A 20,812-nucleotide genomic window follows, 5' to 3' on the forward strand; every position below is an offset into this window, starting at 1 on the left:
ATCACATCCGGAAGACGCCGTAGCTGACATCGGAAAGGGGTGCGTTGGCCGCGGCCGAGAGGGCGAGGCCGAGCACGGTGCGGGTGTCCGCCGGGTCGATGACGCCGTCGTCCCACAGCCGCGCGGTCGAGTAGTACGGGCTGCCCTGAGCTTCGTACTGCTCACGGATCGGGTCCTTGAACGCCTCTTCGTCCTCCGCGGACCATTCGCCGCCGCGCGCCTCGATCGAGTCCCGGCGGACGGTCGACAGCACCGAGGCCGCCTGCTCGCCGCCCATCACCGAGATCCGCGCGTTCGGCCACATCCACAGGAACCGCGGCGAGTACGCCCGGCCGCACATCGAGTAGTTTCCGGCACCGAACGAGCCACCGATGACGACGGTCAGCTTCGGCACCCGCGCGCAGGCCACCGCGGTGACCATCTTCGCGCCGTGCTTGGCGATGCCGCCCGCCTCGTACGCGCGCCCGACCATGAAGCCGGTGATGTTCTGCAGGAACAGCAGCGGGATCGAGCGCTTGTCGCACAGCTCGATGAAGTGCGCGCCCTTCATCGCCGACTCGGCGAAGAGCACGCCGTTGTTCGCGATGATGCCGACCGGGTGGCCGTGGATCCGGGCGAACCCGGTGACCAGCGTGGCGCCGTACTCCTTCTTGAACTCGCCGAACCGGCTGCCGTCGACGATCCGGGCGATCACCTCGCGCACGTCGTAGGGCACGCGCGGATCGGTCGGCACGACGCCGTACAGCTCGGCGGGGTCGACGGCGGGTGCTTCGGTCGGCTGGACGTCCCACGGCCGCGGCGCGCGCGGGCCGAGCGTCGAGACGATCGAGCGGACGATCCGCAGCGCGTGCGCGTCGTCGTCGGCGAGGTGGTCGGTGACGCCGGACTGGCGGGCGTGGACGTCGCCGCCGCCGAGCTCCTCGGCCGTCACGACCTCGCCGGTCGCGGCCTTCACCAGCGGCGGGCCGCCGAGGAAGATCGTGCCCTGGTTGCGGACGATCACGGCCTCGTCGCTCATCGCCGGGACGTACGCGCCGCCGGCGGTGCAGGAGCCGAGCACGGCGGCGATCTGCGGGATGCCGCGTGCGGACATCGTCGCCTGGTTGTAGAAGATCCGGCCGAAGTGTTCACGATCCGGGAAGACCTCGTCCTGCCTGGGCAGGAACGCGCCGCCGGAGTCCACCAGGTAGACGCACGGCAGGTTGTTGTGGAGCGCGACCTCCTGGGCGCGCAGGTGTTTCTTCACCGTCATCGGGTAGTACGTGCCGCCCTTGACGGTGGCGTCGTTGGCGACGACCACGCATTCCCGGCCGGAGACCCGCCCGACGCCGGTGATTATGCCCGCCGACGGCGCTTCGTCGTCGTAGAGCCCGTTCGCCGCCAGCGGGGAGAGCTCGAGGAACGGCGAACCCGGGTCCAGCAGCGTGTCGACGCGGTCGCGCGGCAGCAGCTTGCCGCGTTCGACGTGGCGCGTGCGGGCCTTCTCCGGCCCGCCGAGCCGGGCGGCCGCCAGCCGTTTGCGGAGGTCTTCCACCAGCTCCGCGTGTGAGGTGGCGTTGCGGGCGTAGGCCTCGCTGTCCGGGGGAGCGGTCGTCCCCAGTACCGGCGTGTCCATGGGCTCCCTCGAAGTTAGCAGGCGTTAACCTCCGCTCCGATGTTAGCGACCGCTAACGTGGGTGTCCAGTCGCCGGAACGCGCGAAAAGGCCACCCCGGCGGGCCGGGGTGGCCTCCACGGGCCCGATCAGCCGATCGCCGCCCGCAGCGGGGCGTAGTAGCCGCCCGACTGCCCGGCCACGGTCGGGTGGTAGGACTCGATCACCGGCCAGGTCAGGCTGTGCAGGTAGTCATCGGCCGACGAGCAGATGTTGTGCCCGACGAACGACGGCCGGACGTCGACGAACGTCGCGCCCGCCGAGCCCGCCCGCGACTGGATCACCGACGCCAGCGCGTCGGCGCCGGAGTTGATCGCCGTGCGCTCGGTGTCGCTCAGCCCCACCCAGCAGGAGCCGGGCACGGTGTAGAAGCGCGGGTAGGACAGGACGACGAGCTTCGCGCCCGGCGCCTTGGCCTTGATCGCGTTGTAGGTGTTGGTCAGCAGCGGCGGCAGCGTGTTGTTGACGTACGTCTTCGCCGTGTTGACCCGGTTCACGCAGTCGGAATCACTGCCCAGGGTGCAGGTCTGGATCACGTCGCTGAAGCCGGCGTCGTTCCCGCCGACGGTCACCGTGACGAGCGTGGCCGACGAGGGGAGCGAGTTCGCCTGGTTGATCACGTCCCCGGTGCGGGCCCCGGAGCAGGCCAGGAACGTGAACGAGGTTCCACTGTGGGCGTTGGCCCACAGCTGCGGGTAGGCCTTGGAACTGCGGTAACAGCTCCCCGAGCTGCCGTAGCTGCCGGCCCCGACCCCGGAGGAGTAGGAGTCGCCGAGCGCGGCGTAGACGGTCCCGGCGGCGTGGGCGAGGCCCGTGACGCCGAGAGTGGCAAGGACAACGGCCCCCAGGGCCGTACTCAACCGTAGGAGGGATCGCCGGAAATTACGGGTGGGAACAGCCATGGGTCACTCCTTTGTGACAGGGCCGACCCGAATAGGACAGCAGGTGAAAGCCTGCCAAGGAAACCCTTGTTACCGGTAGGTACCCACTCGGCCCACACCGGAAGTGTGAAACCTCGGTGCCGGGTCAGCCGACGTTCGGGTGAACCGGGCGTTCCGGCTCAACCGCGGGCCGGTGCCAGGCCAGTACCCCCGGGAAGCCCCGGGAGACGACCGGGGCCCGACGGAAGGGGAACACCATGACGTTCGCGCGAAGGACCCTCGCCGGGTTGACCGTCATCGCCGCCGGTCTCGGCCTGGGCGTGGCCACCGCGAGCCCCGCGGCCGCGGCGACCGGCACGTGGCGCGCCTACGGCAACACCAACCCGATCACCTCCAGCTCGGCCACGTGGCACTGCGCCGGCTCCAAGACGATCGCCACCAGCGTGGTCGCCCAGGTCTGCGCGATCAGATCGGCGGGCGGGGGCGCCGTGCAGGGGGCGGTCATCGTGCGCAACAACCGGTCCGCGCTGTTCTCCGTGGACGCGTCCATGGACCTCTACACCTCCTCGAGCACCAAATTGGGCTTCTGGTCCTGCGCGTCCTCGGGAGTCGGGGCCAACTCGTGGTCGGTGTGCTTCGGGCAGACCCTCACCCAAAGCAGCTCGGTGGACTCGGCGGGCACCGCCAAGGGTGTGGGTCTGGGCGTGTCGCCGTTCGTGTGACCGGCCCGGCCGGCACCGGCCCGGGCGGGACGTTAGCGCTCGCTAACCTGCCGCTCTAAACTGACCGGATGCCGGCCAACCCCACCCCTCTCGTGAACGGCGAGAAGGCGAGCAGGCGCGAACAGATCCTGTCCGCGGCCGCCGAGCTGTTCGCCCACCACGGCTTCCACGGCGTCGGCATCGACGACATCGGGGCCGCGGTGGGCATCTCCGGCCCCGCGCTCTACCGGCACTTCCGCAGCAAGGACGCGATCCTGGGCGAGATGCTGAACTCGATCAGCCGCTACCTGCTCGACGGCGGCACGGCGCGGGCGGCCCGGCCGGGTGAACCCGACGACACGCTGACCGGCCTCGTGCGGTTCCACGTCGACTTCGCGCTCGCGCACCCGGCCTTGATCACCGTTCAGGAGCGCAACCTCGCCAACCTCACCGACGCCGACCGCAAGCAGGTGCGCGCGCTCCAGCGCCAGTACGTCGAAGTGTGGGTGCGCGTGATCCGCGAAGCCGTCCCGGACCTGGGTGAACGGCAGGCGCGGTCGGCGGCACACGCCGTGTTCGGATTGATCAACTCGACACCGTACAACCGCCATCTCGGTGACGATGAGCTCGCGGAACTGCTCTGCCGGCTCGCGCTGGGTGCCCTTCGCGCGGCCTGACGCCCGTCGGCGGATCAAGGTATCCCGCTGACCGCCGTCGTGGTGTTTGATGGGGCACGTGGACCCGGATTGGAGCGAGCAGGAGCGCCGGCTCGTCGAGAAGGCTCAGCGCGCGTTGACCGCGCTGAGCCTCGGTGACGACGCCGAAGCGCTGGGCGAGGTCGCCCCCTCGGCCGCCGAGCCGCAGGCCCGCGCGGACGAGACGAAGGCCCTGATGCTGCTGCTCTTCGGCGAGTGCAGCGCGATGGTCTCCACCCTCGGCGACGGGGGCAGCGCCCCGGTGAAGGTCCAGGTGTTCGACGAGGACGGCGAAGAGGTCTCGATCGACCAGGCCGACCCGCCGGTGCGCACCGCGGTCCGGACGTTGCTGGCGGAAGTGCACGGCAACACCGAAGCCGCGCAGGAGCAGGTCGAGATCGCGCTCGCCAACGCGGCCCCGGACGAGGTCGACAGCCTCGTCCTGCAGGCCCTGCGCTGGACCATCCGGCTGTCGGTGGAGTGCCTGGACCGCGACCTGCCGGTGGCCCCCTGGATCTCCGAAGCCGTCTCGGACTAGGTGGGAGCCCGCGGCGCGCCGGGCTGCGCGCCCCCACCCACCGGCCCGTGAGAAAACTCAGCCGAGCAGCTGCTTCACCAGGGCCGCGATCTGGCCGGTCTCGATGAGGAACGAATCGTGCCCGTAGGGCGACGACACCACCGACGGCTCCGGCGCGCCCGGGATGCCGGCCGCGATCTCCGCCGACTGGTACAGCGGGTAGAGCCGGTCGCTGTCGACGCCGGCGATCAGCGCACGGGCCGTTACCCGGCCCAGCGCCGCCGCCACGCCGCCGCGGTCGCGGCCGACGTCGTGGGTGTTCATCGACTCCGTCAGCACCAGGTAGCTGTTCGCGTCGAAGCGGCGGGCCAGCTTGGCCGCGTGGTGGTCCAAATAGGACTCGACGGCGAACCGGCCGCCGCACAGGGGATCTTCGCCGTCCTGCGGGGACCGGCCGAACCGCTGGGCCAGCTCCGGCTCGCTGCGGTAGGTGACGTGCGCGATCCGGCGGGCGATGCCGAGGCCGTGGACCGGCCCGTCCCCGGCCGAGTAGTAGTCGCCGCCGTGGAAGAACGGGTCGCCGCGGATCGCGTGCAGCTGCGGGGCCGCCCAGGCGATCTGCTCGGCCGACGCCCGCGCGGTCGACGCCAGCACCAGCACCGACGCCACCCGCGCGGGCAGCGTCACCGCCCACTCCAGCGCGCGCATCCCGCCCATCGAGCCGCCGACGACGGCCGCCCAGCGGTCGATGCCGAGGTGGTCGGCCAGTACCGCCTCCGCGGCCACCTGATCCCGGACCGTCAACACCGGGAACCGGCTGCCCCACGGCCGCCCGTCGGGCGCGGGCGACGACGGCCCGGTCGAGCCCTGGCAGCCGCCCAGCACGTTCGGGGCGACGACGAAGTACTCGTTCGTGTCCACGGCCTTTCCCGGCCCGATCAGCCCGTCCCACCAACCCGCGTTCGGGTGCCCCGGTTCCGCGGGCCCGGCCGCGTGGCTGTCCCCGGTCAGCGCGTGCTCGACGAGGATCGCGTTGGACGCGTCGGTGTTCAACGTCCCCCACGTCTCGTACGCGAGCGTGAAGGCGGGTAGCACGCCACCGGCCTCCAGCGCCAGCGCGCCGGGGCCGGTGACGAACTCCCGGCGGCCCGGCGGATCACCGATCCGCCAGGCGCCGGTGACGGTCACAGTTCCGCCTTGGCCGCCCGGAATCCGGCCTCGAGGTCGGCCTTGAGGTCCTCGATGCCCTCCAGCCCGACGGCGAGCCGGACCAGTCCGGGCGTGACGCCGCTGGAGAGCTGCTCCTCGGGCGTCAGCTGGCTGTGCGTGGTCGACGCCGGGTGCACGATCAGGCTGCGGACGTCGCCGATGTTCACCAGCTGGCTGTGCAGCTCGGTGCCGTCGACGAACTTCCGGCCGGCCTCGACGCCGCCGCGCAGGTCGAACGACAGGACCGCGCCGGCCCCGCGGGGCAGGTACTTCTGCGCGTTGGCGTAGTGCCGGCTCGACGGCAGGCCGGCGTAGTAGACCTGCTCGACCTCGTCGCGCTGCTCCAGCCACTCGGCCAGCGCCTGCGCGTTCGAGACGTGCCGCTCGAGGCGCAGCGACAGCGTCTCGATGCCCTGGAGGATCAGGAAGCTGTTCAGCGGCGCGATCGCCGCACCGGTGTCGCGCAGGATCTGCACACGCGCCTTCGCCGCGTACGCGCCCGGGCCGAGCGCCTCCCAGTACTTGAGGCCGTGGTAGCTCGGGTCCGGCTCGTTGAAGCCCGGGAACTTCGCCGGGTCCTTGCCGAAGTCGAACGTGCCGCCGTCGACCAGCACGCCGGCCACCGTCGTCCCGTGGCCGCCGAGGTACTTCGTCGCGGAGTGCACGACGACGTCGGCGCCGTGCTCGATCGGGCGCAGCAGGTACGGCGTCGGCACCGTGTTGTCGACGACGAGCGGGACGCCGGCCTCGTGCGCGACGTCCGCGACGCCCCGGATGTCGAGGACGTTGCTGCCCGGGTTGGCGAGCGTCTCGGCGAAGAAGAGCTTGGTGTTCGGCCGGACGGCGGCGCGCCACTGCTCCAGGTCGTCCTGGTCCTCGATGAACGTGACCTCGACGCCGAGCTTCGGCAGCGTGTAGTGGAAGAGGTTGTAGGTGCCGCCGTAGAGCGACGGGCTCGAGACGAAGTGGTCGCCGGCGCCGGCGAGGTTCAGGATCGCCGCCGTGGTCGCGGCCGAGCCGGACGCGAACGCCAGCGCCGCGACGCCGCCTTCGAGCGCGGCGAGCCGCTGCTCCAGCACGTCCTGGGTCGGGTTCATGATCCGCGTGTAGATGTTGCCCGGCTCGGCGAGGCTGAACAGGTCGGCGCCGTGCTGGCTGTCGCGGAAGACGTACGACGTCGTCTGGTAGATCGGTGTCGCCCGCGCCCCGGTGGCCGGATCCGGGGCGGCGCCCGCGTGGATCTGCTTGGTCTCGAAGGACCACGCCGAAGTCTCGGCCATCGGTTTCTCCTTGGGTTCAACGGGTTCGTGGGGGGCTGCCAGGACGAAGCTACTTGCGCCGAACGGCCTACCCAACCTTTCCCACGTCCTGGGAGTCCCGTTGCCTTGCCCGGCGAATCTCTCCGTGTCCGAGGTATTCGGCAAGGGAGATTCACGGACCGGAGCTGTTCCACTGGGCGGGAACCGACCGCACGAGGGCCGTCCCGCCGCTCACCCCGCCGCGGGACGGCGTCCGATACCGGCGAAGTGCTCGTGCAGCTCACGCACGTGCTGGGCCCAGAACAGCCGGCGTCGTCGGCGCCGAGGTTCCGGACCAGCGCGCCGAGCAGCCGTCCGCCCGCCTCGTTGTACGCGGCCTCGGAGATGCGGTCGAGCAGGCAGGCCATGCTCGCGCGACCGGCACTGGCGGTGAAGTCGAACCCGGCCACTCCGGTGCGCCGGGTCAGGAACCGTCTGGGAACCCTCGTCGAACTGAAATAGAGTCGGCGCCTTCCCGGCCCGGGATCGATCGCCGGGGCCGGCATTCGGAGAAATCACCGGAGTGAAGTGCGCGAGCCTGAGCTCCGACCCCGGAACGCCTGCCGGGGTGGTGCGTCCGCCCGCCCACCCCGGCAGGCCCGGCCGAGCCGCCGGTGTCCTGAACGGGTCGTTCAGGGCGCGTCGGAGGTCCTGGGTGACTCGTCCAAGGCGCTTCTCGGCGAGAATGCTCTCGTGGTTTCGGTACGCAGCGTGGTCGACCGGGTGGGGCCGACGCTGCTCCACGCGCTCCAGGTGCCCGACGACTCGCCCGCGGTCGCCGACGTCGTCATCGCCGAACCCGGCGGAGCCCTCACCCTGTCCGCGGGCGACCTCGTGCTGGGCGTCGCCACGACCGGGCCCGAAGACGCCGCCGAGCTGGTGAAGCAGAGCGCCGGGCAGGGCGCCGCCGCCGTGCTGCTGAAGCCGCCGCTGGCCGCGAAACCGGCCGTCAAGCGGGCCGCGAAGGCCAGCGGGATCGCGCTGATCCAGGTGCACGCGGCGACGTCGTGGGCGCAGCTCGTCTGGCTGCTGCGGACCGTCCTGGACGCCCTCGCCGACGAGTCGGAGGACCTCGACCCCGGTTCCGGCGACCTGTTCCGGCTGGCCGACGCCGTCGCGAGCGTCGTCGACGCGCCGGTGACCATCGAGGACACCAACTCGCGCGTGCTCGCCTACTCCGCGCGCCAGGACCTGACCGACCCGGCCCGCGTCGCCACGATCATGGGCCGGCGCATCCCCGACGACGTCCTCGCGCGGTTCCGGTCGCGCGGGGTGTTCCGCGAGCTGTCCCGCGGCCGGCAGACGATCTTCGTCCCGGCCCAGCGCGACGGCACGCTGCCGCGGCTGATCGTGCCGATCCGGATGGGCGGCGAGCTGCTCGGGTCGATGTGGGCGGTGGTCGCCGGACCGGTGTCCGACGAGCGCGCGGCCGCCTTCGCCGACGCCGCCCCGGTCGTGGCGCTGCACCTGCTGCGGCGCCGCGCGCACACCGACGCGCAGCGGCGCGCGTCGGCCGAGCTGCTGCGCGGGGTGCTCGAAGGCCGGGCGAACCCGCGGAAGGCGATGGCGGAGCTGGACCTGTCCGACGAGCCGCACCGCGTGGTCGTCATCGAAGTCACCGGCGGCGACGGGCGCGACGCCGAAGGCCTGCGGCTGGCCCTGCTCGAACGGATCTCCCAGGGCATCGGCAGCCGCCCGGTGGCGACCGAGCTCGCCGGGCTGCTCTACGCCGTGGTGCCGGACCGGCCGGGTCCGGGCGGCTGGGCCGAGCTGCGGCAGGCGCTGGCCGCGCAACCGGCGACCCGGCGCGGCGGCGCCCCCCGGGCGGCGGCGGGCGCCCCCGGCGGGATCGGCGACCTCTCGGAGTCGCGCGCCCAGGCCGACGAGGCCCTCGGGCTGCTGCGCGCCGAAATCCTGCGCGAGCGCGTGATCGCCTTCGACGAGGCCTGGACGGCACTCACCCTGCACCGGGGCGCGACGGCGGCGGCCGCGGCGCGCGTCGCCGACCTCGGCCCGCTGAGCACGCTGCGCGCGCACGACGAATCGGGCAAGGCGGGCTACGTCGAGACGCTCTACGAGTGGCTGCGGCACCCCGGCGACCCGCGGGCGGCGGCGCGGGAGCTGCGGATCCACCCGAACACCCTGCGGTACCGGATGCGGAAGCTCCTCGAACTGGTGCCGCTGGACCTCGACGACCCCGACGTCCGGCTGGCGCTGCTGACCCAGCTCGTCGCCATCCGGTGGAGCTGATGGGCCGTTCGGCCCAACCCCTGACGTATGCACTAGCCCGCATGGATCGCGCCGATCGTTCGGATTGTCTTTTCCAGCCGAAAGATGGTGGTTCCGGAAGGCCGCGTGCCGCATTTTCTCTTCACCACCCGGGGTAGCCGGGTCGTGGCAAGAGGAGTTCGTCCATGAGCAGTTCCGAGCGGTTCGGCCGGGCCGTCAAGCTGGGTGCGGTGTCCGCGCTTTCCCTGGTCGCCCTGGTCGTCCCGGCGGCAGGAGCCGGGGGCGCCGTCGCGGCGCCGGGCGGCGACTGCTTCACCCCCGCGCACGCCGCGGACCGCAGCAAGGACGGACACGCCGACTCGGTGTCCCCGGCCGAGGCGGCCCGCATCGAAGCGGACATGCAGAGCAAGCTCGCCGGCAAGCGCACGGCGCGCGTCGCCCAGGCCGCGGCGGTCTCCATCCCGGTGTACTTCCACGTGATCACGAGCGGTTCGGCGGGCAACCTCCCGGCGACGGCGATCAGCAAGCAGATCTCGGTCCTGAACAGCGCGTACGCCCCGAGCGGCTTCAGCTTCTCGCTGGTCAGCACGGACTACACGAACAACTCGACCTGGTACAACGGCATCACCGACGGCACCTCGGCCGAGCGCAACATGAAGAACGCGCTCCGCAAGGGCGGCGCGAACGCGCTGAACATCTACACGGCCAAGCTCGGCGACGACCTGCTCGGCTGGGCCACGTTCCCGTCGAACTACAAGTCACAGCCGAAGCTGGACGGCGTGGTGCTGCTGGACGAGTCCCTCCCGGGCCGCTCGGCCACGAACTACAACGAGGGCGACACGGCCACCCACGAGGTCGGCCACTGGATGGGGCTGTACCACACGTTCCAGGGCGGCTGCTCGGGTTCGGGCGACTACGTGTCGGACACCCCGGCCGAGGCCACGGCGACGTCGGGCTGCCCGGCGAGCAAGGACACCTGCTCGTCGACGGGCGTCGACCCGGTGCACAACTTCATGGACTACAGCTACGACAGCTGCATGTACGAGTTCACCGCGGGCCAGAACACGCGGATGCAGAACGCTTGGTCCGCGTACCGCGCCTGAGCCTCCGTCTCCCGCGGAAACCGTGAAGGCCTCCTCTTCCGGGGAGGCCTTCACGGCTCGCCGCTGACGCGGTAGCTGAGGTCCTTCTCCACCAGCCGCGAAGGCCGCAGGTACACCCAGACCGCGCCGACATCACCGTGCAGGTACTCGCGGAACCACCGCTTCCCCCAGGTACCGCTGTGACTTCCGCCACCGCCGGACCCGCCGCGGCGGCGATGTTCCGGTTCCCGTCCGGCTTTCCGCAGCACGATGGCCGCTCCAGACCAACTCGGCGCCACTGTCCACAGCCCGCTCCGGTTGTGGATGGTCTCGGCCGTGGCGCCCTCGGATCGCCGGAACTGTCAGCACCGGCCGATAGACTGAGCGGGGCTCGTCCCCCAGGGATGGGTGGGGCGTGGTAGTCGGGCGCCGGCACCGAAAACCGCTACGGCACCAGCAACGTCTTCCCCACCGTCGCCCGCGACTCGATCGCCGCGTGGGCGTCGGCCGCTTTCTCCAGCGGGAAGCGCTGCCCGATCACCGGGACCAGCCGTCCCCCGGCCGCCGCGGCCAGCGCCGACTCGGTGAACGCCCGCATCCGCGCGGGGTCTCCGATCGACCGCACCAGCGAAACTCCCCGCGCCGCGGCGTCCTCTTCGGACACTTCGGCCCACGAGCCGCCCGCCAGCCCGTACACCGCCATCCGGCCGCCCGGGCGCACCAGCCCGAACGCCGCCGTGCCGATCTCGCCGCCCACTCCGTCGAACACGACGTCGACCGGCCCCACCGAAGACGTCCAGTCCGGGCGCAGGTAGTCGACCACCGCGTCCGCTCCCCGCACGCGAGCCACCTTCGCCGGCCCGCCCGCCGCGCCGACCACCGTCGCTCCCGCCGCCTTCGCCAGCTGGACCAGCAGGCCGCCGACGCCGCCCGCGGCGGCCTCGACCAGGACCCGATCGCCCGGGCGGACCGCGGTGGCGTGCACCAAGCCGGTCGCCGTCCGGCCGTCCGCCAGCAGCGCCACCGCCGCGTCGAGCGACAGCGCGGGCGGTACCTCGAACACCGCCGCCGCGTCGACCGCGACGCGCTCGGCGTACCCGCCCGAGCCGCCGGTCGACGTGACCACCCGCTGTCCCGCCAGCGCCGGGTCCACCCCCGCGCCGACCGCGCTGATCACCCCGCCGACGCCGTTGCCCGGGATCACCGGCAGCGACGCCTTGAACGGCCCTGGCGCCCCCGCCCGGAACTGCGTCTCGACGAACGTGGTGTTCGCGAAGCCCACCTCCACCAGCACCTGGCCCGGGCCGGGAACCGGATCGGGCGCCTCGCCCGGGACGAGGACTTCCGGACCGCCGAACTCGCTCAACCACACCGCACGCATGCCGTCACGGTGCAGCTTCAAGTGAAGTTGAGGTCAAGACACTTGTGCGCATAGCACCACGATTGCGGCTCAGAACTGTCCGGACAGCACGATGACACCGCCGTCCGGGTGGTTCACCGTGAGTGGCAACACCGCACCGATTCCGGACGCTGACCGACCCAGGAGGCCGACCATGCGTATCGCCGTTCCCCGTGAAGTCAAGAAGCACGAATACCGGGTCGCGCTGACCCCGGCCGGGGTGCACGAGCTGGTCGGCCGCGGGCACGACGTCTTCGTCGAGACCGGCGCCGGAGTGGGCTCGTCCATCACCGACGAGGAGTACGTCGCCGCCGGCGCGAAGATCCTCTCCACCGCCGAGGAGACCTGGGCCGAGGGCGAGCTCGTCCTCAAGGTCAAGGAGCCGATCGCCGAGGAGTACCCCCGGCTGCGCGCCGACCAGGTCCTCTTCACCTACCTGCACATCGCCGCCGACCGGCCGCTGACCGACGCGCTGCTGGCCGCCGGCACGACCGCCATCGCCTACGAGACGGTGCAGACCGCGAACGGCGCGCTGCCGCTGCTCGCCCCGATGTCCGAGGTCGCGGGCCGGCTGGCCCCGCAGGTCGGCGCGTTCTCCCTGATGAAGCCCAGCGGCGGCCGCGGTGTGCTGCCCGGCGGCATCCCCGGCGTCCACCCGGCGCGCGTCGTCGTCATCGGCGGCGGCGTCGCGGGCCTGAACGCCGCCCGCGTCGCGCTCGGCCTCGGCTCGGACGTGGAGATCCTGGACACCAACGTCGACCGCCTCCGCCAGATCGACCACGACTTCGGCGGCCGCATCCGCACAGTGACGTCGACCCGGTTCTCGGTCGAAGAGGCGGTGCTGCAGGCGGACCTGGTCATCGGCGCGGTGCTCGTCCCGGGCGCGAAGGCGCCGAAGCTGGTCTCGAACGAGCTCGTCGCGCGCATGAAGCCGGGCAGCGTGCTGGTCGACATCGCGATCGACCAGGGCGGCTGCTTCGCCGACTCGCGCCCGACCACGCACGACGACCCGACGTACACGGTGCACGAGTCGGTCTTCTACTGCGTGGCGAACATGCCGGGCGCGGTGCCCCGGACCTCGACCTACGGCCTCACCAACGTGACGTTGCCGTACGCGGTCCAGCTGGCCGAGCACGGCTGGAAGGCGGCGCTGCGGGCCGACGCGGCGCTGGCCAAGGGCCTCAACACGCACGACGGCGCGCTGACGAACGGCCCGGTCGCGGTGGCCCACGACCTGCCCTGCACCTCCCTGGACACCGTCCTCGCCTGACCTACCTCACCCGAGCGGGTTCCTGCCGCACCCCGGCAGGAGCCCGCTCCCCCTTTTCCAGCAGCCACTGCCCGAAGGCGATCGAAGGCAGCTCGACCCATCGCCGCAGCCCGCACGCGAAGAGCAGCGCGACCGCGCACGTCGCGACGGCCTTGGCCGGTCCGGTCGGGAGCACCACACCGGCCACGCCCGCGGCGCCGGTCTGGGCGAGGTAGAGCGCGTACGACCGATCACCGATGTAGGTCAGCGGGCGGCCCCGAACCCGAGTGCGACCAGCACCGCCGCGGCCGGGCTGGTCAACGGCCGGAACACGGCGAACCCGCGCGGGTGGTGCAGCGCCAGCGCGAGCAGGCAGCCGATGACCAGCGAGCAGTAGTGCACGCTGAGCTCCGCCCACCGCTGCGAAGGTGCGAGCGGCAACGTTCCGAAGAGGACACCGGTCACCACGCCACCGGCGATCAGCAGGCACAGCGCGGTCTTGCCGGTGCGGGCGAACGACGTCAGCACGAGCAGCGCGGCCGGCGCACGGCGAGCCACGCGATGACGCCGATGAGCAACGCGACCGCGGGGACACCCGCCGTGAGGACGGTGCGGGCGGAATCGACGGCCGCCTGCCCCTCGGGGTCGAGCTGCGCGCCGGCGAACACGTCGTACCGGCTGTCGCCGCTGTCGGCGTGCACGACGTGCAGGGTGAGGTCGTCGTCGAGCCCGCGCAGCTCGGGCGCGCAGCCGACGGACGCCTGGGCGGTCCGGTCGTACTGGTACGGCCGCAGGGTGACTTCGGGGTCGTCGGCCGCCAGCGTGGCTTCACGCAGCACCGGACAGGACGCGACCGAGGCGCCCTGCCCGTCCTTGACTTCGTAGATCGAGTCGCGGACGAGCAGGGCGAGGTCGGCGGGCCGGCGCCGGTGTTCAGGAGCTGGACGATGGCGTCGGAGGTCAGGCACCCGCGGTCACCACGTGGTAACCGGCGCCGCGGACCGTCCGGATGGTCTCGGCGCCGAACGGGACGTCGATCTTGCGCCGCAGCGCGCTGACGTGCACCTCCACCAGGTTCGCGGTGGCGGAGGCGGCGAAGTCCCACAGGTTGTCGAGCAGTTCCGCCTTGGTGACGACCTGCCCGGGCCGCTGCATGAGGTAGGCGAGGAGGGCGAACTCCTTGCTGGTGAGCGTGATGTCGGCGGTGCCACGCCGGCAGATCCGGCCGGCCTGGTCGAGTTCGAGGTCCCCCAGCCGAAGGACCCCCGGCCGGGTGGCACCCCCACGCCGGATGAGCGCGCGAAGCCGCGAAAGCAGGACCCCGTAGGAGAAGGGCTTGGCCAGGAAGTCATCGGCCCCGGTATCCAGAGCCTCGATCTCGTCATCCTCACCATCTTTGGCGGTGAGCATGAGAATGGGAGTGCGATCCCCCTGCTCCCGAAGCCGCCGACAAACGCGGTACCCGTTCAGCCCGGGCAGCATGATGTCGAGCACGATGGCGGCATACGAATGCTCCCCGGCGAACCAGAGAGCATCCCGCCCATTGTGAGCAACATCAACGGCATACCCCTCAGCCCCCAGCCCAGCCCGCAAAGCAGCAGCCAGCCGCCGTTCATCCTCGACGAGCAAGATCCGCATCAGGCCACAATCCCACACCCCCCCAACGAACACGCAAAGCCAGCCAGGCCCGGCAGGGCTGGAAGCCGAGCCAAAGGCACCGTGGGGGTCCGGGGGGCTCGGCCCCCCGGGCGAGAGGACGAAGTCGACATGAGCGGCGAAGCCGCGATGCAGAGACGAAGGGGCGACCCGCTCAACCAGCCTGGGGGTCACTGGGAGCGGGCCGCCGGTACCTAGCTTAGAGGGCTTCGGCGGACTTTGCGCCACCGGGTCGGCAAGTCGCACGAATTCTTTACCAAGTTGATCGACCGGAGATCACGAATCCTCTGGTCAGCGCCGTCGCGGCGGTACCGGCCGGTAGCGGAAAGTGACGAACGTCGCTCTCGGGTGTTCCGTGCGCGCGGGCGCCGCCGGTAGGGCAGGATGACGCCGCATCAGCGGGGAACGTTAGGGGACGGTATGCACGACGGCAGTGGCCGGATTGTGGTGCAGAACCTGAGCAAGCGGTTCGGCGAGGTGAACGCCGTGCAGAACTTGAGCTTCACGGTGGAGCCGGGTTCGGTGACGGGTTTCCTGGGTCCGAACGGCGCCGGCAAGACGACGACGTTGCGCATGTTGCTCGGGTTGGTGACACCCACTTCGGGGACGGCGACGATCAACGGGCGGCCGCATTCGCAGCTGGGCAATCCGGCGCGGGTGGTGGGCTCGGTTCTGGAGAACGAGGGGTTCCACCCGGGGCGGACGGCGCGCAACCACCTGCGGGTGTACGCCGCGGCCATCGGTGTGCCGGACAGGCGGGCGGACGAGGTGCTGGGCCTGGTGGGTCTGGGGAGCGCCGCGGATCGGAAGGCGGGCGGGTTCTCGCTCGGTATGCGGCAGCGGCTGGCGCTGGCGACGGCGTTGCTGGGCGATCCGCAGGTGCTGGTGCTCGACGAGCCGACGAACGGCCTGGATCCCGAGGGCATCCTGTGGCTGCGCAACTTCCTGCGTTCTTACGCGCGGGAGCAGCGGCGGACGGTGCTCGTGTCGAGTCACCTGCTCAACGAGGTGGAGCAGCTGATCGACCAGGTCGTCATCATCAGCCAGGGGGTCACGCGCTACTACGGCCCGCTGGAGCAGCTGCGCAAGAGCCAGCAGTCGCGGGTGCTGGTGCAGCCCGCGGATCCGTCGGCGCTGGTGAAGGCCTTGCAGGACAACGGCATCAGCGGGGTTTCGCCGACGCCGGACGGCCGGGTCGCGGTCGCCGGGTCGAGTGTGCAGCAGATCGGTGACATCGCCGCGAAGGCCGGGATCGCGGTGTACGGGATGCAGGAGGAGCACGCCGATCTGGAGCGGATGTTCTTCCAGCTGACGCAGGGTCAGTACGCCGGCGCGCCGGGTTACCCGCCGCCGGGTTATCCGCCGCAGCCGCAGTTCCAGGGCCCGCCGCCGACCGGGTTTCCGCCGCAGCAGCACTACCAGCAGGGCCCGCCGTCGGGTCCGCAGCAGCAACAGCAGTACTGGGGAGGACCGCAGCAGTGATGGGCAACCTGATCAAGGCGGAGTTCCGCAAGACGCTCTCGCTCAAGACGTGGTGGGTGCTGCTGATCCCGCTGGCGCTGGTGGCGTTCTGGCTGACGTTCTTCTGGGGCAAGCTCACGAACGACTTCGCGGACTACATCGGCAGCTCCGACGCTCGGGAGATCGCGCGGGCGGTGGGCCTGGACGCGAGCAAGCTGCCGGTCGGGTTGCTGGCGTTCGCGCACGGCGTGAACATCGCGCAGCTGATCCCCGGCCTGTTCGGTGTCTTCGCGCTGGCCGGTGAGTACCGCAGCAAGACGATCACGACGACCTTCCTGACCGCGCCGAACCGGGTCACGGCGCTGACGGCGAAGATGCTCACGTACGTGGCGTGGGGCGCGATCTACGGTCTGGTCAGCTTCGGCGTCTCGGCGATCGCGGTGATGGCGTCGGTCGATTCCGGCCGGTGGCCCAGCGCGGGGCAGTGGCTGGCCGCGCTCGGCGGGACGATCCTGGCCTCGGTGCTGGTGACGCTGTTCGGCATCGGGTTCGGTGCGGTGCTGCGCAACGTGCCGCTGGCCGTGGTGCTGTTCCTGGTGTGGTTCCTGATCGTGGAGAACGTCCTGGTCGTGGCGCTCTGGGGCCAGACCGACATCCTGGGCGGGATCCTGCCGAACGGCACGGCCAACGGGATCGTGGGCGGGATCGCGGCGGACGCGTTCGGGATCAACTCGCTGAACCTGCCGGGCGGCGTGGACCACTGGTCGGCGCTGGGGCTGCAGCTCGCGGCGGGGGCGCCGGGCGTGATCTCGTGGTGGGCGTCGGCGCTGATCTTCTTCGCGTGGACGATGCTGTTCTTCGGCCTCGGCTGGGCGGGCAACCAGAAGCGCGACATCACGTAGTTTTCCCTGTCCGCGAAGGCCACCTCGAGCTGCTCGAGGTGGCCTTCGCGGTGTTCGGGGAAATATTTTGTCGGTGGTGGCGCTTACTGTCACAACGTGACCATCGCTCCGCCTCGCTCCCGTCAAGAGCTCCCACGTGCCGAGACGGCCGGCTGGATCCGCCGGCTGTCCGCCGCGGCGTGGGAGCACCGCGTGCTCGTGGTGCTGTCGCTGCTGGCCGCCGCGGTCGGCGTCGGCGTGCAGGCCGCTAGCCCGTTGCTGGTGCGCTCGGCGGTGGACGACGCGGTGGCCGGGCAGACCGGCGGGCTGCCCGGGATCGCGGTGTTCCTGGTCGCGCTGCAGCTGGTCGCCTTCGGCACCGCGTTCGCGCGCCGCTACCTCGGCGGGAAGCTCGCTCTCGACGTGCAGCACGATCTGCGCCAGCGTGTCTTCAACGCCGTTTCGCGGCTGGACGGCGGCAAGCAGGACGCGCTGCGCACCGGGCAGGTCGCCTCGCGCGCGATCTCGGACCTGCAGCTGGTGACCGGGATCCTGATGCAGGTACCGCTGTCGTTCGGCTCGGTGGTCTTCGCGCTGTTGTCGTTCGTCGCGATGCTCTGGCTGTCCCCGGTGCTGACGCTGATCGCGCTGGTCGTCACGCCGGCGGTCGGCATCATCGTGGCGCGCAGCCGCAAGCGGCTCTTCCCGGCGACGTGGTCGGCGCAGCAGCGCGCGGCCGATGTCGCGCAGCAGGTCGAGGAGACCGTCACCGGGGTGCGGGTCGTCAAGGGCTTCGGCCAGGAGACACGGGAAGTCTCGAAGCTGGAAGCCACCGCGCGCAAGCTGTTCGGGGAGCGGCTCCGCGCGGCGAAGCTGTCGGCGGTCCCGACGGCGACCACGGCGGCGCTGCCGGCCGCCGGTCAGGTCGCCGTGCTCGGCATCGGCGGCGTCCTCGCGCTGAACGGGTCCATCACGCTCGGCACGTTCCTGGCCTTCGCCACCTACCTCGCGACGCTGATCGGGCCGGCCCGGATGCTGTCCGGCCTGGTCGTGCAGGCGCAGCTGACCCGCGCGGGTGCCGAGCGGGTGTACGAGCTGATCGACGCGCAGCCCGACGTCGTCGACGCGCCGGACGCGCGGCCGCTGCCGGAGGGGCCGCTGGGCGTGGAGCTCGAGGGCGTCCGGTTCGGCTACACCCGCAGCGAACCGGTGCTGGCCGGGCTTTCGGTCACCGCGCGCCCGGGCGAGACCCTCGCGCTGGTCGGCACCGCGGGCTCGGGGAAGTCGACGATCTCGCTGCTGCTGCCGCGGTTCTACGACGTGCACGAAGGCGCGGTGCGGGTCGGCGGTCTCGACGTCCGTGACGTCCCGCTGCGGCAGCTGCGGCAGTCGATCGGCGTGGTGTTCGAGGAGGCGTTCCTGTTCTCCTCGTCGATCCGGGAGAACATCGCCTACGGCCGTCCGGACGCCACCGAGGAGGAGATCGTCGCGGCGGCCAAGGCCGCGGAGGCGGACGGCTTCATCCGCGCCTTGCCGGACGGTTACGAAACGCTGGTCGGCGAGCGCGGGCTCACGCTCTCGGGCGGGCAGCGGCAGCGGCTCGGGCTGGCCAGGGCGCTGATCACCGACCCGCGGATCCTCGTCCTCGACGATGCGACGTCGGCCATCGACACCGTCACCGAAGCGGCGATCTACGACACCCTGCGATCGGTCACCGAGGCCCGGACCACCCTGCTGATCGCGCACCGGCGGTCCACCCTGGCCCTGGCCGACCGGATCGCGGTGCTGGACGAGGGCCGCGTGGTCGACGTGGGCACCGAGGCCGAGCTGATGGCGCGCTGCCCGCTGTTCCGCGAGCTGGTGGCGGGCCCGGGCGACGACGTCGAAGAGAAGCACCGCTGCGAAGGCCTCGACCGCGGCCAGGACGGGGTCACGCCGTCGCTGTGGCCGCGGGACGAGAGCCGCGACGAGGTCGACGCCCTGGCCGAAGCCGCGCGGATGCGCAGCGGCGACCCGAACAGCAGCGGGTTCGTCGGCGGGGGCGGCGGCCTGGACGTACCGCCGACACCGGAGCTGATCGAAGGCGTGCGCAAGCTGCCGGCCGCCGTCGACGAGCCGCGGCTGCCCGGCGTGGACGTCACCGCGCCCGACCCGAAGTTCCGGCTGGCCGGGCTGCTGCGGCCGGTCCGCTGGCCGCTGTCCCTGGTCGTCGCCCTGGTGGCGGCGGACGCGCTGGCGTCGATCGCGCTGCCGGGGCTGTACCAGTTCGGCGTCGACCACGGCGTGCGGGCCGGGGTCGAGTGGATGATCTGGCTGGCCGCCGGGATCGGTGCCGCGGTGATCGCGGCCGACTGGCTGGTGGTGTTCGCGCAGACACGGCTGACGTCCCGGGTCGGCGAGACGGTGCTGTACGCGCTGCGCGTCCGCAGCTACGCGCACCTGCAGCGGCTCGGGCTCGACTACTACGAGCGGGAGCTGTCCGGGAAGATCATGACCCGGATGACCACGGACGTCGACGCGCTTTCGACGTTCCTGCAGACGGGGCTGGCCACCGCGGTGGTCAGCGCGCTGACGCTGGCCGGGATCACGGCCGCGCTGCTGGTCACCGACGCCGGGCTGGCGCTGTACGCGCTGGCGATGGTGCCGGTGCTGGCGGTGGCCACGGTGATCTTCCGGCGGTCGGCGTCCAAGGCGTACAACGAGGCTCGCGAGCGGGTCAGCGTCGTGAACGCGGACATGCAGGAGAACGTCAGCGGGCTGCGGGTCGCGCAGGCATACACGCGCGAAGACCGCTCCGCGCAGGCGTTCGCGTCGCGCAGCGACGACTACCGGCGCTCGCGGCTGCGGGCCCAGCGGTACGTGGCGACGTACTTCCCGCTGGTGGCGCTGCTGTCGGACCTGGCGACCACGACGGTGCTGGTGGTGGGCGCGGACCGCGTCGCGGCGGGCACGCTGTCGGCCGGCGTGCTGCTCGCGTTCCTGCTGTACCTGCAGCAGTTCTTCTCGCCGATCCAGCAGCTGTCGGCGGTGTTCGACGGCTACCAGCAGGCGAGCGTCGGCCTGAACCGCATCGGTGACCTGCTGCGCACGCCGACGTCGGTGCCGGCGGCGGAGAACGCGGTCGCCGTGCCGCCCCGGCTGCGCGGCGAAGTCTCGTTCAAGGAGGTCGGCTTCTCCTACACCGGCGCCGAGACCCCGGCGCTGGCGGAGTTCTCGCTGGACGTCGCGGCCGGCGAGACGATCGCGCTGGTCGGCGCAACCGGCGCGGGCAAGTCGACGGCGGTGAAGCTGGTGGCGCGCTACTACGACGTCACCGGCGGCGAGGTCCGCATCGACGGCACGGACGTCCGCGAGTACGAGCTGGCCGGCCTGCGGCGCCGGATGGGCGTGGTGCCGCAGGAGGCGCACCTGTTCTCGGGCACGGTGGCCGACAACGTCCGCTACGGCCGTCCGTCGGCCTCCGACGCGGAGGTCGAGGCGGCGGTCCGCGCGGTGGGTGCGCTGGACGGCGTCGCGGCCCTGCCGGCGGGCTTCCTGCAGCCGGTGGGCGAGCGCGGCCGGTCGCTGTCGGCGGGCCAGCGCCAGCTGGTGGCCCTGGCCCGGGCGGAGCTGGTGGACCCGGACGTCCTCCTCCTCGACGAGGCCACGGCGGCCCTGGACCCCTCGACGGAGGCGGCGGTCCTGCGCGCCACGGAGACGGTGGCCCGCCGCCGCACGACGTTCGTGGTCGCCCACCGCCTGGCCACCGCGGCCCGCGCGGACCGCATCGTGGTCCTGGACCACGGCCGCATCGTCGAAACCGGCACCCACACCGAGCTCCTGGCCGCCAACGGCCCCTACGCCCGCCTCTGGTCCCTCGGCTGACGAGCATCACCCGTGCTCAGAGGGGCATCACGTGTGT

19 protein-coding genes are annotated in these 20,812 nt (G+C 71.8%); 9 read left to right on the plus strand and 10 right to left on the minus strand.

From position 1 onward, the window contains the following. Position 1: 1 nt before the first annotated feature. Both DV20_RS06225 and DV20_RS06230 read right to left on the minus strand, forming a co-directional pair. Positions 2-1,615 (minus strand): carboxyl transferase domain-containing protein, encoded by a 1,614-nt coding sequence (locus DV20_RS06225; RefSeq protein WP_043777097.1) that lies wholly within the window; start codon positions 1,613-1,615, stop codon positions 2-4. 127 nt (positions 1,616-1,742) lie between these two features. Then, on the minus strand, positions 1,743-2,513 hold the full coding sequence (locus tag DV20_RS06230) for an SGNH/GDSL hydrolase family protein (protein WP_043777101.1): 771 nt from the start codon (positions 2,511-2,513) through the stop codon (positions 1,743-1,745). Positions 2,514-2,791: 278 nt separating this feature from the next. Here DV20_RS06230 and DV20_RS06235 point away from each other — a divergent pair, with 278 nt between their 5' ends. From DV20_RS06235 to DV20_RS06245, 3 genes are all read left to right on the plus strand, one after another. Continuing rightward, positions 2,792-3,256 carry a hypothetical protein gene (locus DV20_RS06235; protein WP_043777103.1) on the plus strand — a complete coding sequence of 155 codons (465 nt, stop codon included), beginning with the start codon at positions 2,792-2,794 and terminating at the stop codon, positions 3,254-3,256. A gap of 68 nt (positions 3,257-3,324) precedes the next feature. After that, entirely contained in the window at positions 3,325-3,912 is a 588-nt protein-coding gene (locus DV20_RS06240) for an SACE_7040 family transcriptional regulator (RefSeq protein WP_043777105.1), read from the plus strand. A gap of 49 nt (positions 3,913-3,961) precedes the next feature. After that, positions 3,962-4,468, plus strand: a complete 507-nt coding sequence (locus DV20_RS06245; protein WP_013229665.1) for a hypothetical protein — start codon at positions 3,962-3,964, stop codon at positions 4,466-4,468. Between the two features lie 57 nt (positions 4,469-4,525). On the opposite strand, the gene metX is transcribed toward DV20_RS06245, so the two are convergent. Next, positions 4,526-5,635 carry a homoserine O-acetyltransferase MetX gene (gene metX / locus DV20_RS06250; protein WP_043777108.1) on the minus strand — a complete coding sequence of 370 codons (1,110 nt, stop codon included), beginning with the start codon at positions 5,633-5,635 and terminating at the stop codon, positions 4,526-4,528. Continuing rightward, positions 5,632-6,936, minus strand: a complete 1,305-nt coding sequence (locus DV20_RS06255; RefSeq protein ID WP_043777111.1) for a bifunctional o-acetylhomoserine/o-acetylserine sulfhydrylase — start codon at positions 6,934-6,936, stop codon at positions 5,632-5,634. The genes metX and DV20_RS06255 overlap by 4 nt, the downstream gene beginning before the upstream one ends. Positions 6,937-7,647: 711 nt before the next feature. On the opposite strand from DV20_RS06255, the gene DV20_RS06265 reads away from it, so the two are divergent. Both DV20_RS06265 and DV20_RS06270 read left to right on the plus strand, forming a co-directional pair. Then, positions 7,648-9,204 carry a PucR family transcriptional regulator gene (locus tag DV20_RS06265; protein WP_043777114.1) on the plus strand — a complete coding sequence of 519 codons (1,557 nt, stop codon included), beginning with the start codon at positions 7,648-7,650 and terminating at the stop codon, positions 9,202-9,204. A gap of 164 nt (positions 9,205-9,368) precedes the next feature. After that, positions 9,369-10,286, plus strand: a complete 918-nt coding sequence (locus tag DV20_RS06270; RefSeq protein ID WP_043777117.1) for a zinc metalloprotease — start codon at positions 9,369-9,371, stop codon at positions 10,284-10,286. Between the two features lie 50 nt (positions 10,287-10,336). Here the strand turns inward: DV20_RS06270 and DV20_RS06275 are convergent, their stop codons facing one another. Continuing rightward, on the minus strand, positions 10,337-10,534 hold the full coding sequence (locus tag DV20_RS06275) for a hypothetical protein (RefSeq protein ID WP_043777119.1): 198 nt from the start codon (positions 10,532-10,534) through the stop codon (positions 10,337-10,339). A 176-nt stretch (positions 10,535-10,710) separates the two neighbouring features. Next, entirely contained in the window at positions 10,711-11,646 is a 936-nt protein-coding gene (locus DV20_RS06280; protein WP_043777245.1) for a zinc-binding dehydrogenase, read from the minus strand. 172 nt (positions 11,647-11,818) lie between these two features. Between DV20_RS06280 and ald the strand changes: the two genes are divergently transcribed. Further along, positions 11,819-12,934 carry an alanine dehydrogenase gene (ald, locus tag DV20_RS06285; protein WP_043777121.1) on the plus strand — a complete coding sequence of 372 codons (1,116 nt, stop codon included), beginning with the start codon at positions 11,819-11,821 and terminating at the stop codon, positions 12,932-12,934. 1 nt (position 12,935) lies between these two features. On the opposite strand, the gene DV20_RS45430 is transcribed toward ald, so the two are convergent. The 4 genes from DV20_RS45430 to DV20_RS06305 all read right to left on the minus strand — a co-directional run bounded on the left by DV20_RS45430 (position 12,936) and on the right by DV20_RS06305 (position 14,551). After that, complete coding sequence (locus DV20_RS45430) at positions 12,936-13,112, minus strand: hypothetical protein (protein WP_160169702.1); 177 nt, start codon at positions 13,110-13,112, stop codon at positions 12,936-12,938. 65 nt (positions 13,113-13,177) lie between these two features. Further along, the gene (locus DV20_RS44725; protein WP_043777122.1) at positions 13,178-13,471 is read right to left on the minus strand and encodes a hypothetical protein; all 294 of its coding nucleotides are present in this window, start codon (positions 13,469-13,471) and stop codon (positions 13,178-13,180) included. After that, complete coding sequence (locus DV20_RS06300) at positions 13,435-13,881, minus strand: hypothetical protein (protein WP_235190719.1); 447 nt, start codon at positions 13,879-13,881, stop codon at positions 13,435-13,437. Before DV20_RS06300 ends, DV20_RS44725 begins: the two co-directional genes overlap by 37 nt. Then, positions 13,874-14,551 (minus strand): response regulator transcription factor, encoded by a 678-nt coding sequence (locus tag DV20_RS06305; protein ID WP_043777249.1) that lies wholly within the window; start codon positions 14,549-14,551, stop codon positions 13,874-13,876. The genes DV20_RS06300 and DV20_RS06305 overlap by 8 nt, the downstream gene beginning before the upstream one ends. A gap of 438 nt (positions 14,552-14,989) precedes the next feature. On the opposite strand from DV20_RS06305, the gene DV20_RS06310 reads away from it, so the two are divergent. The 3 genes from DV20_RS06310 to DV20_RS06320 all read left to right on the plus strand — a co-directional run bounded on the left by DV20_RS06310 (position 14,990) and on the right by DV20_RS06320 (position 20,775). Beyond that, on the plus strand, positions 14,990-16,051 hold the full coding sequence (locus tag DV20_RS06310; protein WP_043777125.1) for an ABC transporter ATP-binding protein: 1,062 nt from the start codon (positions 14,990-14,992) through the stop codon (positions 16,049-16,051). Continuing rightward, positions 16,051-16,932: an ABC transporter permease subunit gene (locus tag DV20_RS06315; protein ID WP_043777126.1), complete on the plus strand. Its 882-nt coding sequence runs from the start codon at positions 16,051-16,053 to the stop codon at positions 16,930-16,932. Before DV20_RS06310 ends, DV20_RS06315 begins: the two co-directional genes overlap by 1 nt. Before the next feature lie 96 nt (positions 16,933-17,028). Beyond that, complete coding sequence (locus DV20_RS06320; RefSeq protein ID WP_043777129.1) at positions 17,029-20,775, plus strand: ABC transporter ATP-binding protein; 3,747 nt, start codon at positions 17,029-17,031, stop codon at positions 20,773-20,775. Positions 20,776-20,812: the final 37 nt, after the last annotated feature.

It is taken from the genome of Amycolatopsis rifamycinica (assembly GCF_000695625.1).
In the GTDB taxonomy this organism is placed as follows: domain Bacteria; phylum Actinomycetota; class Actinomycetes; order Mycobacteriales; family Pseudonocardiaceae; genus Amycolatopsis; species Amycolatopsis rifamycinica.